The organism is Phenylobacterium sp., from assembly GCF_030651755.1.
Taxonomy (GTDB): Bacteria; Pseudomonadota; Alphaproteobacteria; order Caulobacterales; family Caulobacteraceae; genus Phenylobacterium.
In genome coordinates, this window is sequence record NZ_JAUSBZ010000065.1 from 1 (window position 1) to 11,953 (window position 11,953).

At 66.0% G+C, this 11,953-nt stretch carries 13 protein-coding genes; 6 read left to right on the plus strand and 7 right to left on the minus strand.

All coding sequences use genetic code 11. The features are described from left to right. Nucleotides 1-1,105: TonB-dependent receptor (locus Q7V15_RS06655; RefSeq protein ID WP_304754644.1), on the plus strand; the 1,105-nt coding region annotated here is incomplete at its 5' end. An 80-nt stretch (nt 1,106-1,185) separates the two neighbouring features. Here the strand turns inward: Q7V15_RS06655 and Q7V15_RS06660 are convergent. Then, entirely contained in the window at nt 1,186-1,782 is a 597-nt protein-coding gene (locus Q7V15_RS06660; protein ID WP_304754645.1) for a TetR/AcrR family transcriptional regulator, read from the minus strand. 72 nt (nt 1,783-1,854) lie between these two features. Between Q7V15_RS06660 and Q7V15_RS06665 the strand changes: the two genes are divergently transcribed. Beyond that, on the plus strand, nt 1,855-2,709 hold the full coding sequence (locus Q7V15_RS06665; RefSeq protein ID WP_304754646.1) for a metal-dependent hydrolase: 855 nt from the start codon (nt 1,855-1,857) through the stop codon (nt 2,707-2,709). Nucleotides 2,710-2,854: 145 nt separating this feature from the next. Then, the gene (locus Q7V15_RS06670) at nt 2,855-3,097 is read left to right on the plus strand and encodes a hypothetical protein (protein ID WP_304754647.1); all 243 of its coding nucleotides are present in this window, start codon (nt 2,855-2,857) and stop codon (nt 3,095-3,097) included. Here the strand turns inward: Q7V15_RS06670 and Q7V15_RS06675 are convergent. The 5 genes from Q7V15_RS06675 to Q7V15_RS06695 form a co-directional block, all read right to left on the minus strand. Next, nucleotides 3,094-4,098: an alpha/beta fold hydrolase gene (locus Q7V15_RS06675; protein WP_304754648.1), complete on the minus strand. Its 1,005-nt coding sequence runs from the start codon at nt 4,096-4,098 to the stop codon at nt 3,094-3,096. The two genes, Q7V15_RS06670 and Q7V15_RS06675, sit on opposite strands and share 4 nt — an antisense overlap. A gap of 44 nt (nt 4,099-4,142) precedes the next feature. Continuing rightward, the gene (locus Q7V15_RS06680; RefSeq protein WP_304754649.1) at nt 4,143-7,025 is read right to left on the minus strand and encodes a response regulator; all 2,883 of its coding nucleotides are present in this window, start codon (nt 7,023-7,025) and stop codon (nt 4,143-4,145) included. 113 nt (nt 7,026-7,138) lie between these two features. Continuing rightward, nucleotides 7,139-7,345 carry a DUF3126 family protein gene (locus Q7V15_RS06685; protein ID WP_304754650.1) on the minus strand — a complete coding sequence of 69 codons (207 nt, stop codon included), beginning with the start codon at nt 7,343-7,345 and terminating at the stop codon, nt 7,139-7,141. A gap of 83 nt (nt 7,346-7,428) precedes the next feature. Beyond that, the gene (gene epsC / locus Q7V15_RS06690) at nt 7,429-8,253 is read right to left on the minus strand and encodes a serine O-acetyltransferase EpsC (protein WP_304754651.1); all 825 of its coding nucleotides are present in this window, start codon (nt 8,251-8,253) and stop codon (nt 7,429-7,431) included. 12 nt (nt 8,254-8,265) lie between these two features. Then, nucleotides 8,266-8,874, minus strand: coding sequence for an NUDIX hydrolase (locus Q7V15_RS06695; RefSeq protein ID WP_304754652.1), 609 nt, complete (start codon nt 8,872-8,874; stop codon nt 8,266-8,268). A 117-nt stretch (nt 8,875-8,991) separates the two neighbouring features. Between Q7V15_RS06695 and Q7V15_RS06700 the strand changes: the two genes are divergently transcribed. Next, a complete protein-coding gene (locus Q7V15_RS06700) occupies nt 8,992-9,561 on the plus strand; it encodes a nitroreductase (RefSeq protein WP_304754653.1) in 570 nt (189 codons plus the stop codon). A 263-nt stretch (nt 9,562-9,824) separates the two neighbouring features. Here the strand turns inward: Q7V15_RS06700 and queF are convergent, their stop codons facing one another. Next, nucleotides 9,825-10,280 carry a preQ(1) synthase gene (queF, locus tag Q7V15_RS06705; protein WP_304754654.1) on the minus strand — a complete coding sequence of 152 codons (456 nt, stop codon included), beginning with the start codon at nt 10,278-10,280 and terminating at the stop codon, nt 9,825-9,827. A 130-nt stretch (nt 10,281-10,410) separates the two neighbouring features. On the opposite strand from queF, the gene Q7V15_RS06710 reads away from it, so the two are divergent. Next, complete coding sequence (locus tag Q7V15_RS06710; RefSeq protein WP_370689782.1) at nt 10,411-11,214, plus strand: SDR family NAD(P)-dependent oxidoreductase; 804 nt, start codon at nt 10,411-10,413, stop codon at nt 11,212-11,214. Between the two features lie 189 nt (nt 11,215-11,403). Continuing rightward, nucleotides 11,404-11,953 (plus strand): TorF family putative porin (locus Q7V15_RS06715; RefSeq protein ID WP_304754656.1); only part of this gene is annotated, 550 nt, incomplete at its 3' end.

An 11,953-nucleotide genomic window follows, 5' to 3' on the forward strand; every position in this document is an offset into this window, starting at 1 on the left:
GGAAATCCGCTCACCCTTCGCTGGCGTGGAGCGGATTCGCTTCCGCGGCGGCCATACCGACTACGCCCATGACGAGATCGATGACGGGGTGGTGGCCACGACCTTCAGCAACAAGGGCCACGAGATGCGGCTCGAGGTGCAGCATGTCCCCATTGGCGGTTTCACTGGGGTGGTGGGCGTCCAGGTTTCTGAGAGCGACTTCGCCGCCGTAGGGGCGGAGTCCTTCGTCCCCCCCAGCAGGACGAAGAACAGGGCCCTGTTCCTGCTTGAGGCGGTGACGTTTGGGGATTGGCGCTTCGAAGGCGCCCTGCGACAGGAGTGGCAGGAAGCCCAGGCGATCGGTCGCCCCGACACCGAGCACAAGCCATTCTCGGCCTCGGCCGGCGCCAGCTGGACCTTCGCCCCAGGCTATGTGGCCTCGCTCAATGTGGCCCGCTCACAACGGGCGCCCCATGCCCAGGAGCTCTACGCCCGAGGCATCCACCTGGCGACCAACACCTTCGAGCTTGGCACAGCCACCCTCGAAGAGGAGACGGCCAACTCCATCGAGATCGGCCTGCGCAAAACGCAAGGCCCCCTGACCTTCTCCGCCAGCGCCTATCGCTACGCCTATGACGGCTACATCTATGCGACGACCCTGGACCGGTTCGAGGACTTCCGGCTCATCCGCTACAGCCAGGCCGACGCCACCTTCACCGGTGTGGAAGGTGAGGTCCGCTACGCCTTCGCCAACGGCCTGGCCGTGAGCGCCTTCGGAGACAAGGTGAAGGCTGAACTGGACGATGGCGGCCCCCTGCCCCGCATCCCCGCGGCGCGATTGGGAGGACGGGCGGAGTTCCTGGCAGGACCCTGGTCGGGCGACGTCGAGTACTTCCGGGTCTTCGAGCAGGACGAGACCGCCGCCTTTGAATCCGCGACTCCGGGCTACGACATGGTGAACGCCACCCTGGCCTATGACTTTGCGGCTGGGGCGTTCAACAACCAGCTGTTCGTCCGGGGCACGAATCTCCTCGATGAGACGGCGCTCAGCCACACCTCCTACCTCTCCACCCTGGCGCCGCAACGTGGGCGCAGCGTCCTGGTGGGGCTCCGCACCCGGTTCTGACCCGGTTATCCCGCCTCGCCGGAAGGTGAGGCGGGAGCCCAACGGCCGGCGTTCAGACGTCAGCTAGGCCAGCCAGCCGCCTATTCTTGCAGCGCCGCCGCCAGCCCGGCCTTCAGGAAGGCCTGGGCCGCCTCGCGGGTGGAGTCGGGCGGGCGTCCCACCAGTTCGGCCAGGGAGCGACCGATCAGGCCGACGCCCATGGCCAGGGAGACAGCCACGAGGACGAGGTTGGTCGCGCGATCCGGCGAGATCCCTTTTTGCGCCATGGGCCCTGAGATCACCTCCCCCACGGCTTCGCGCACCAGAGTCAGGCGCCGCGCCTCCCCCGTCAGCTCCAGCCAGGCGGCCAGTCGCGCGCCGCCGGCCGATTCAAAGGCGTCAAACAGCACCTGGCCGACGCTCTCCAGCTGACCTTCAGGATCATCGGATCGCTCGGCGGTCAGGATCTGCTCCACCAGTTGGCGGATCATCTGTTCCATCAGGGCGGTCTGGACCTCACCGATGGAGCCGAAGTGATGCAGGACAGTGGCGTGAGAGACGCCGGCCCCCTTGGCCACGTCCACCAGCTTGAGGGCCTGGGGCCCGCGGTCCAGCAGCAGGCCTTGGGCGGCGCTCAGGATATTTTCGCGCGCCGCCTCAGGGGAGCGCCGGATGCGGCGGGGGGACTCTATTGACATTTTTGTAGATAACTCTACATCTGCGACACAGGGCGGGGCATCAGCCTGGCCCCCGTTTCACAGGACCACGTCATGACGCGCAAGACCACGCCCGCCGATGTCGATGTGACCCCGCGCGACATCCGCTTTGACTCCCACGCCGCCCAGCAGGGCCATTGGCTGGACGGCGATCCGGTGGCCACGGCGGTGTTCAACGCCCTGTCCCTCACCTTTCCGGACGGGGAACGTCTGTTCATGGACGCTGTCCGCCACTACCGGGACCGGGTTTCTGGCAAGCTGGCCGAGGATGTCCGCGGCTTCATCGCCCAGGAGGCGATCCACTCGCGCGAGCATCACGCGCTCAATCAACTGATCGACCGGGATCGCTACCCCGTCGCCGAGATCGAGGCTCAGGTGCGCGAGCGCGTGGCGTTCAGCCGCGCCCGGGGGCCCATGGCCATGCTGGTCTCGACCATCGCCCTTGAGCACTTCACCGCCATGATGGCCGAGATGCATATCCGCCATCGCGACGAGCTGTTCCAGAAGACCGATCCGGCCATTGAGCGCCTGTGGCGCTGGCACGCCCTGGAAGAGACCGAGCACAAGGCGGTGGCCTATGACGTCTTCATGGTGGCCACCAAGGACTGGTCGCCCTTCCTGCGCTATCGTCGGCGCTGCATCGCCATGGCTCTGATCACCCTGATGTTCACCCGCAACATCAGCCGTTACGCCGCCCGGTTGCTGGAGGCCGACGGCTATTCCCCTGAGGCGGCGCTAAAGGCGGTGAATCAGTTTGTCTGGGGCAAGCCTGGCCTGTTCCGTCGCGGCTGGAAGACCTATTTCGCCTGGTACCGGCCAGGCTTCCATCCCTGGGATCAGAAAGAGACCGGGCCGACCCTGGCCGCCTGGAAGGCGGAGTTCGACACCGCATCACTCAAGGCCGCCTAGTCAGGCCTGTCGTCCCGAAGGGGTGTCAGAGCCCAGGCTCGGAACGGTTTTAAGACTCTCCCGTTACCGGGCGTGAGGCTAGGCCCAAAGGCCTGGCGAGCGCCAGGCCGAGGCGTGTGTTTAAGCCTAGAGTGCGGAGGCTGTGATGGTTGATCTGAACACCTCAGAGAAGACAAAATCCAAGAAGGGCGTGCCGCCCCTGGTGTGGATCGTCCTTGCCCTAGTGGCGGGCTGGATCGCCTTCACCGTCCTGGGGAGCAATAACCACCGGGTCACGCCAAGCGGTGAAACCATGCCCCAGCCAAGGGCGGAAGAGACCTACATGCCTGCCGCGCCAGCCCGTGACGGGGCGCCCCCTGTGGAGGGGCGAACCGTAGAGACCCCCTAGGGTTGAGGACCATCAACCGGCGCAGTCTCACGTCCTGGGGAATGACCCTCCTCACCTCTGGGTGGAAGGCCTGCGCTGGCGATCACCCGCTTCACCGCCGCGACAATCTCTGCGTTGTGGGCGTGGGAGAGGATGGTGGCGTGACCGGCCGCGGGGACGGCGGCGTAGCTGCCATGCTGTGAGGCTTCGACAGGGGCGAGCCGCGCGCGGCCCCATGCGCCATTGCGGTCAGCCGCAGCGCCGGCCGTGACGACAGCCACAGGCCAGGCGGGATCGAGCCCCCCTGCGGCGCGGGCCATGGCCGCGCTTTCCAGCCAATGGGAAGCCTCATTGGCCGCATTGCGCGCGTGACGGCCGGAGACGAAGGCCGCCTGCTTCTCTCGGACCGCAGGACCGCTGAGCCCGATACGGTCGCCGAAGAAGAAGAGGGGCTTGGCCAGGCCAAGGGTCATGGCGCCCGCCGTGGCCTGAGAGATATGGCCAAAGGTCGACACGAACCGGCGGACCAGGGGGATTTCCACCGCCTCAGGGGTGGCCGCATCGACCAGGACAATGCCCGCGACCCGCTCCGGGTGACGGGTCGCAAACAGACGGACATGCTGCCCGCCCATGGAGTGACCCAGGAGCACGACCGGCTGGTCGACCCCGGCGGCGGCCATCAGACGCTCAAGATCGGTCACCACGGCGGCGCTGTCGCGGGGCCGAGGCCCTGGATCGGAGAAGCCCAGGCCAGCCCGGTCATAGGCGCAACTTCGCACCCCTTCAACGGCCAAGGCGCTCTGCAGATCCGCAAAGTCCGCCGAGAAGCCAAAGGCCCCGGCCTCAAGCCAGACGAGAGGGCCGGAGGCAGGGCCTTCGCACACCAGCCGAAGTCGGCGATCCCCCAGGTCGACCATTTCCCCGCGAAGGGTTTTCGGCGCAAACGCCGCGCCCAGGATCAGGCCGGTCGAGATCCACAGGACCGCCAAGGCGCCGAGCGACAGAACGAGCAGTTTCAGCATGGACTCGCCCCGCGGAAAAACACGCCCTCCCTTAGCGGGTGTCGTCAGAGGGCGGAACTCAGCAGTTGCGCGGCCGATGCCGAAGCCGTCTCCATCGCCCTGTCCAGATTGCGCTCGACCGTGGTCAGGAACGACTCCGGCTGGATCGGCTTGGAGACAAAGTCATCCATGCCCGCGGCGTAACAGGCGTCCTGATCGGACTGCATGGCGTTGGCCGTCATGGCGACAATCGGGATCACCGCCAAGGCGCCGCCCAGGGCGCGAATGCGACGGGTGGCCTCCAGGCCGTCCATCACCGGCATCTGCATGTCCATCAGGATCAGGTCGAAGGCCGATCGTTGGACCGCCTCCACGGCCAGGGCGCCGTTGACCACGCAGGCCACGTCGCAGCCCATTTCCTGGAGCAGGGTACGGGTCAAGAGCGTGTTGATCTCGTTGTCTTCAGCCAACAGAATCCGCACCGGCGCATCTTCGGGCCCACTGGTCGGCTTGATGTCGGTCACGGGCGCAGCAGGAGCCGCCAGGCTGAGTTTGCGATCATTCTGACGGCCCGCCACCAGGGAGCCGAGGGTCTCGGTCAGGAGGTGCTGGCGCACCGGCTTGGTCAGGAAGGCGTCCAGGGCTGGCCAGGCCTGCAGTTCGGCGCGGCTGGGGGCGCCCATGGACGAGGCGATGACGATGCGCGGTTGATGGGCGCCGCGGGCCGCGCGAATCCTGCGGGCCACCTCGTCTCCGGCCATACCAGGCATCATGTGATCCAAGAGGACGATGTCGAAAGGCTGGCCAGCGGCGCAGGCCGCCGCCAGCCGTTCAAGGGCGCGCGGACCATCCTCAGCCTCAACAACCAAGGCGCCCTCCCCTGCGAGCTGGCGGCGGAAGATGTCCCGGTTCAAGGCGATGTCATCGACCACGAGGATACGGACGCCGCGCAAGCCGTCAGGATCGGCAGGCGCGGGCCCTTCCGTCGCCGAAATCTCAGCGGGGGGCAGCTCGATTTCCAGCCAGAAGATACAGCCGCCGCCGGGGCGGTCGCTGACGCCGATCTGACCGTCCATGAGTTCGGCGAGCTGACGGCAGATCGACAGGCCAAGCCCAGTGCCGCCGAACTTCCGGGTGATTGATCCGTCGGCCTGGTGAAATTTCTGGAACAGGCCCAGCTTGGCCTCAGGGCTGAGACCTGGCCCTGTGTCGGCCACCTCCAGCCGCAGGGCGCGTCGGCCATGGGCGGTCTCCCGCGACTTGACCTCGATGGCGATGAACCCGCGCTCGGTGAACTTCACCGCGTTGGAGACCAGGTTCAGCAATATCTGGCGCAGCCGGGTAGGGTCGCCGGTGAACCCGCCCTGAGCGCCGTCGTCGAGGTAGCAGGCCACCTCGAGGTTTTTCTCAGCCGCCCGGGGCGCCATCAGCTCGGCGACGTCCTCGACCAGGCGGGTGAGGCTGAAGTCGATGGATTCCAGGTCCACCTTGCCCGCTTCCAGCTTCGACACATCCAGGATGTCATTGATGATCGACAGCAGACTGTCGGCGGAGGTCTGCACCGCCTCGGCGTACTGACGCTGGTCGGGGGAGAGCTCACTGCGCAAGAGCAGAGAGTTCATGCCGATAACCCCGTTCATGGGCGTGCGGATTTCATGGCTCATATTGGCCAGGAACTCACTCTTGGCCCGGTTGGCGGCCTCAGCGGCGTCGCGGGCCTGCGCCATGTCCGCCTCGGCGAGCTTGCGATGCGTGATGTTCTGGAGGGCGCCCACCAGGCGGAGGGGACGCCCCTGGGGGTCGCTGATCAGTTCTGAGGTGGAAAACGCCCAGACCTCTTTCCCGTCGTCCCGGGCCACCCGATACTCGGCGCGGTAGGGTTCGCCCGTCTTGACGGCATGCTCCCAGGCCGCTGCGGCCATGGCGCGATCATCAGGATGCACAGAGAGCCAGATGTCCCGATAGAGGTCCTCATAGGTCAGTCGCTTGGTGAAGAAGGTGTCTTCCGCGCCGATGCTCAGGAGTTGGCGGGACTGATAGTCGAGTTCGTAGACGTGCAGCTCGGCGAGCTCGGCGGCAAGACGCATCCGACCCTCTGAGCGTTGCGCCCGATCGACGGCCTCGACGAGATCGGAGATGTCCTGGGACAGCAGGAGCAGGCCGCCAATGGCGCCCTCCGGCGTCCGCCAGGGTCCGACCTCCACCCGCGCCCAGATCTGTCGACCATCGGCGGTATGGAAACGCACCCGCTCGGCCTTGAGGGTTTCGCCCTCCAGGCAGCCCTTCATCTGGTGTTCCCAGCGGATGAACACATCAGGCAGGAGATCAGCAAGCGCCTCCCCCTGAACATCCCGGTCGGCAAGACCGAGCTCATCACGCCATCGGGGGCTGGCGTGCATGACCCGCAGGTCACAGTCGGTGATCGCCAGCGCCACCGGCGCTGAGGCCATCAGGTTGAGCAGCAGTTGTTCGGCCGCGTCAGCTTCGGCGCGGGCGAAGTCCCTGGCGCGGTCGGCATAGAGTCGCTCTGCGGCGGTGGCCACGCCCTCAGCCAGGTCAGCCAGAATATCGGCCAGATCGGGGTCAGGGGTCACCGGCGCCCTCGAGACAACCGTCAGCCGCCCCCGACGGCCCTCCCCCTCGAAAAGCACCGGCGCGCTGGCGACGAACGCCGCCTCGCCAAACCCCAGCTCAGCATTCTTCGCTTTCGAAATTGACCACAGGGGCGCGCCGAAAAGGTCTTCGGAGCCGGCATCCAAAACAAGGGACAAGACGCCGTCCTCGCCGCAACGGAAGGCGTCATCCCCATCATGGAGGACGACCTCTACGTGGTCGGTTCCGAAATGCGCGCGGGCGGCCCGCGCCATGCGCCGCAGAACCGGCCGAAGGGCTTCGGCGTCAAACTTCGGAGAGGCTCCCCCACCCCACAGCTGTACTGTCCCGAACATTCGAAAATCCACTGCCTACTCAATTTGGGTGAGAGTCAGCCGGGGGAGGTTAACGGGACGTCAAATGCTGCTTTGATGAGCTTGTTCAGCCTAATCGGCTGGCGCCGCCGCGCTTAGGGCAAATCCTCTGACAGGATGGCCATTTCAAACATGTATGAGCCCGCCTCATCCTCGTCCTCAAAGACCACGCCGATGAACTCATCAGCGATATAGACCTCAGCGGAATCCTTCTGCTTGGGGCGGGGCACAAGGGTGATTCTGGCGTTGGCGAAGGCGCCGCGCAGGTGGCCTTCGACTTTACGCATCGCGCGTTCGTCCACGGGGGGCTCCTTTGGAATCTGAAGAGGCCGCGAACCTAGACGTTCACGGCCTCCTGTTAAACCTCGACCGAACCGATTTTGGCTCAGATGACGTAGTCGTACACAGCCTCGGCCAGGGTGTGGTCCATGCTGCGGGCCGGTTCCTCGCAGGTCGGGCAGTTCACCAGGCGCGCCGGCACGCCGGCCGCGGTGCAGTGGGCGGGCACGGGCTTCAAGACCACGGAACCTGAGGCCACCTTGGCGTAGTCGCCGATGGTGATGTTGCCGAGCACCTTGGCGCCGGCCCCCAGCAGAACGCCTCGGCCGATCTTGGGGTGGCGGTCGCCCCGCTCGGCCCCTGTGCCGCCCAAGGTCACCCCTTGAAGCAGCGAGACGTCATCGCCGATGACGATGCCGGTGCCATGGTCGATGAAGACGCCCGAACCGATCCGTGTGGCCGGGTGGATATCCACCTGGAAGACCTCGGACATGCGGCTTTGCAGATAGAAGGCCATGGTGTCGCGACCCTGGGCCCACAGCCAGTGGGCGACCCGCTGGGTCTGAAGGGCCAGAAACCCTTTGAAGAACAGGAAGGGCTGCACATAGCCCTTGCAGGCCGGGTCGCGCTCGAACACCGCCTGCAAATCAGCCTCGGCCACGTCCACAAGGCCAGGGGCGGCGGCATAGGCCTGTTCGGCGATATCGCGCAGGCTCATGGCGCGGAGTTCCTGGTCGCCCAGCTTTCGCGCCAGCTGATAGGAGAGCGCGTCTCCCAGGCTGTGGTGACTGAGAATCACGGCGTTCAACAGCGAGGCCAAGGCCGCCTCATCCCGCGCCGCGCGCTCGGCCTCGTTACGCAAGGCCGCCCAGACTGGCGGGGCGTGGCCTGGATCAATGACTTCAAGTCGCTTGGCGTCTTCCCGGCCCATGGCGCTTTCTCCCTAGCTCAGCAGCCGACGCGCAAGCGCCGACGGCAAGGCCCCTTCACGGGCCATATGGTAGACCCGGAGCAACATCGCCACCGTCAGCATATCAGGCATGTGGCCGGCAAGCGCTGATTCCAGGGCTTCAGTGAAGGGAACCCGCGCGATGGCCAGCGCTTCGGTCTCGTCCGGCGCTGAGGCCACGGGGCTCAGGTCCAGGGCCAGAAACCCGATGGCCCGCTCATCGGTCACCGAGTTGGAGAGTTGGGCCCGCAGGATTTCCTGCCACACGCCGGCCTCCAATCCGACCTCTTCGCGCAGCTCACGCTTTGCGCCCGCCAGGGGGTCCTCCCCCATGGGGCCGCCGCCTTCAGGGATTTCCCAGCTATAGTCCCTGTGAGGAAAACGGTTCTGTCCCACCAGGGTCACGGCGCCATCCTCATGCAGGGGGAGAATGGCCAGGGCCAGGTTCTTGAAGCGCACCACGCCGTAACGGGCCGCCGCGCCGGTGGGCGCTGTGGCGTCATACTCCTCCAGGGCGATCCAGGGGTTATCGTAGATCCTGCGCGGCGGACCGGCCTGCCAGGGGCGCCCATGGGGCTGGCGCCAGGATGGTTTCTGCGACATATTCTCAACTATAGCGGCCGGTACGAACTGAAATTCAGCGCCACAATCCCTGGCGCGTCCACGAAAAGGTATCCCTTGCCCCTATCCTTACCTGAGCCAGTGGCGCTCGGCGTCCCGATGCCCCAGGCCTTTCAACCCGAGGTGCTGACCTTTCTGGCCACCCGCCGGTCAGCTTCCGCCCTCACCCTCACAGCCCCTGGTCCTGACGCTGCAGAGATCGACGTCCTGATGCGGCTGGCCTGCCGGGCTCCAGATCATGGCAAGCTCACCCCATGGCGTATGATCGTGCTGGAGAGCGCCGCCAAAACCGAATTCGCCGCCCGCCTGGAAGCCCTGGCCCTTGGCCGGGAGGACGCCAAGGCCGCCGCGAAGCTGGCAAAGCTGAAGGTCCCGCCCATGGGCGTGGCCGTGGTCGCCCGGCCGCAACTCTCAGAGATCCCAGAGTGGGAGCAGCTGCTGTCGGCGGCCGTGGTCTGCACCAACCTGCTCTATGGGGCCACAGCCATGGGCTACGGGGCCAACTGGATCACCGATTGGTACGCCTATGACCCCGACGCGCTCAAAATCCTGGGTCTGGAGGCCGGCGAACGGGTGGCTGGGTATATTCTGATGGGCTCGCCCGGCGAAGCGCCGCTTGAGCGCGTGCGGCCTGATCCCCAGACCCTTGTGAGCCGTTGGCGCGCCTGAAGCCGGATCATCGAACTGAGCCAAACACAAAGACCGGCCGACGCAAGCGTCGGCCGGCCTCCGGTGACACGCCCGAGGAGAGTTGGGCTTCCCCTATATAGCTGTTCTTGGCCCTCGCCGCCAGACGGGCCCCGTATTGGCGCGACAATGAGGCCCAGATGGTCATGAATTGACGCCCGGAAACTCAGTCTAAGCTTAACCTTAAGCCCCGCTATATTCTGCCGCAGTGGTGGCGAATGGGCGACGCCTGCCCGCCTGCGCGATCAGCCCCGCCCTCGGTAAGACGCCACCCCTTGGTCCGGCAGCCACAGGCCGTCAGGGGCTGAACCCGACTGCCAGAACACATCAATGGGTATCCCTCCGCGGGGATACCAGTAGCCGCCGATCCGCAGCCAGCGCGGCTCGGCCACCGCCATGATCTTGCGCCCGATGGCCACCGTGCAGTCCTCGTGAAAGGCCCCGTGGTTGCGGAATGAGGCCAAGTAGAGCTTCAGCGATTTGGACTCGATCAGCCACTGAGCCGGCGCATAGTCGATCACCAGATGGGCGAAGTCCGGCTGGGCTGTGACCGGGCACAGGGAGGTGAACTCCGGCACGGTGAAGCGGGCCAGATAAAGCGTGTCAGCCTGGGGATTGGGTACGCGCTCGAGAACGGCGACCTCGGGGCTGGCGAAGCCCCGAACATCCTGGCCAAGCTGGGTGAGATGGGTCTCTTCCATTTGCGCGCTTTAGCCCTGGTTCGCCCCGTCGGCAACCGCCCTGGACGCGACAGATCGACCATGTCCGGCTATGAGGCTGAAGCCTCAAACCCAAGGCAGGCCAAGACCTGCCACACCGGAAGGACGCCCCATGAGCGGACAGGATTTCAAGGATTTCGTCGTCGTGGTCACCGGAGCCTCGACCGGCCTTGGCCGGGCTGTGGCGGTGGAGACCGCCGCCCGCGGCGCCAGGGCCGTCATCATCAACTTCGCCCGCAGCCGGGACGAAGCCGAGGAGAGCGCCCGGCTGGTGGCGGCCCACGGCGCCCAGGCCGTGCTGGTGCAAGGCGATGTGGGCGAGGATGAGGACTGCCGCGCGATCGCTGCAGCCGCAGCGCCCTTCGGCCACATCGACGCGCTCTTTAACAACGCCGGGGTGACGAAGTTTGCGCCCAATCATGCCGATCTGGACGCGGTCGACGCCCAGGACTTCATGGATCTCTACCGGGTCAATGTGGTGGGCGCCTATCAGACCCTTCGCGCCTGCCGCTCGCTGCTGGAGCAGGCGCCCCAGCCGGGCGCGGTGGTGAACACCTCGTCAATCGCCGGCGTCATGGGCATCGGCTCGTCGGTGCCCTATGCGGCCTCGAAGGGGGCTTTGACGACCATGACTCTGTCCCTCGCCCGGGCTCTGGCGCCGAAGATTCGGGTGAACGCGGTATGCCCCGGATTTATCGACACCCCGTGGTTTGAGAAGGGACTGCCGGCGGGTCGGGCGGAAAAGATGCGCCAGGGGGCCGCGGCCTCAACCCCGTTGAAGGCCGCCTCCACCGCCGAGGATGTGGCCGGAGCGACGGTGTTCCTGGCCTCTCCGGCCGCCCGTCACATCACTGGGGAAACCCTGCTGGTGGACGCCGGGACTCACCTTGGGGCTGCGCCGTTGAGTATGCGCTAGCCCTGTGGCGCAAGCGTGACAGTTGTCCGCCATTTTTTTAGGCGGCCCTACTGAGGGGTGATGAAATATTCGCCACGGTCTAAGGAGGCGTCTCTGAGCGGCCAGCCCAGATTGATCTGCGGGCCTTCACCATGAGGATGCAGAACGTCGGTCGGGCAAGGCCAGATCGGGAACTCAAGGGGATAACGAATGAAAACTCTCAAGCTTACGCTTCTCGCCGCAGCCGCAACCTTCGCCATGGGCGGCGCCGCCGTCGCCCAGGAATCGCCGGTCAGCTTTAACCTCGGCGTCGCGTCCGACTATGTTTACCGTGGCGTCAGCCAGACCGATGGCGGCCCGCAAGTGTTCGGCGGCGTCGATCTGGCCATCGGCGAAATGGGTTATGCGGGCATCTGGGCCTCGAACGTCGACTTCGGCGACAGCACGAAGGCGGAGGTCGACTTCTACGCCGGCGTCACCCCGACCATCGGGATCGCCTCCACCGACTTCGGCGTGGTCTACTACTCCTACGTCGACGCCCCGTCGGGCTCGGACTACAACTTCTGGGAGTTCTACGCCTCCGCCACCGTCCCGGCCGGTCCGGCTGAAATCGGCGCGGCCATCAACTATTCGCCGGAGTTCTTCGGCGGCACCGGCGACGCCTTCTACTATGAAGTGAACGCCGCGGCCCCGCTGACCGAGCGTCTGAGCCTGAGCGGCGCGGTGGGCCGTCAGGAGCTTGACGGCGGTGGCGACTACA

Coding starts and splice junctions, on each gene's coding strand:
- Q7V15_RS06670 (WP_304754647.1), top strand. CDS start 2,855: ATGGTTGATCTGAACACCTCAGAGAAGACAAAATCCAAGAAGGGCGTG.
- Q7V15_RS06695 (WP_304754652.1), bottom strand. CDS start 8,874: ATGTCGCAGAAACCATCCTGGCGCCAGCCCCATGGGCGCCCCTGGCAG.
- Q7V15_RS06665 (WP_304754646.1), top strand. CDS start 1,855: ATGACGCGCAAGACCACGCCCGCCGATGTCGATGTGACCCCGCGCGAC.
- queF (WP_304754654.1), bottom strand. CDS start 10,280: ATGGAAGAGACCCATCTCACCCAGCTTGGCCAGGATGTTCGGGGCTTC.
- epsC (WP_304754651.1), bottom strand. CDS start 8,253: ATGGGCCGGGAAGACGCCAAGCGACTTGAAGTCATTGATCCAGGCCAC.
- Q7V15_RS06710 (WP_370689782.1), top strand. CDS start 10,411: ATGAGCGGACAGGATTTCAAGGATTTCGTCGTCGTGGTCACCGGAGCC.
- Q7V15_RS06660 (WP_304754645.1), bottom strand. CDS start 1,782: ATGTCAATAGAGTCCCCCCGCCGCATCCGGCGCTCCCCTGAGGCGGCG.
- Q7V15_RS06675 (WP_304754648.1), bottom strand. CDS start 4,098: ATGCTGAAACTGCTCGTTCTGTCGCTCGGCGCCTTGGCGGTCCTGTGG.
- Q7V15_RS06700 (WP_304754653.1), top strand. CDS start 8,992: ATGCCCCAGGCCTTTCAACCCGAGGTGCTGACCTTTCTGGCCACCCGC.
- Q7V15_RS06680 (WP_304754649.1), bottom strand. CDS start 7,025: ATGTTCGGGACAGTACAGCTGTGGGGTGGGGGAGCCTCTCCGAAGTTT.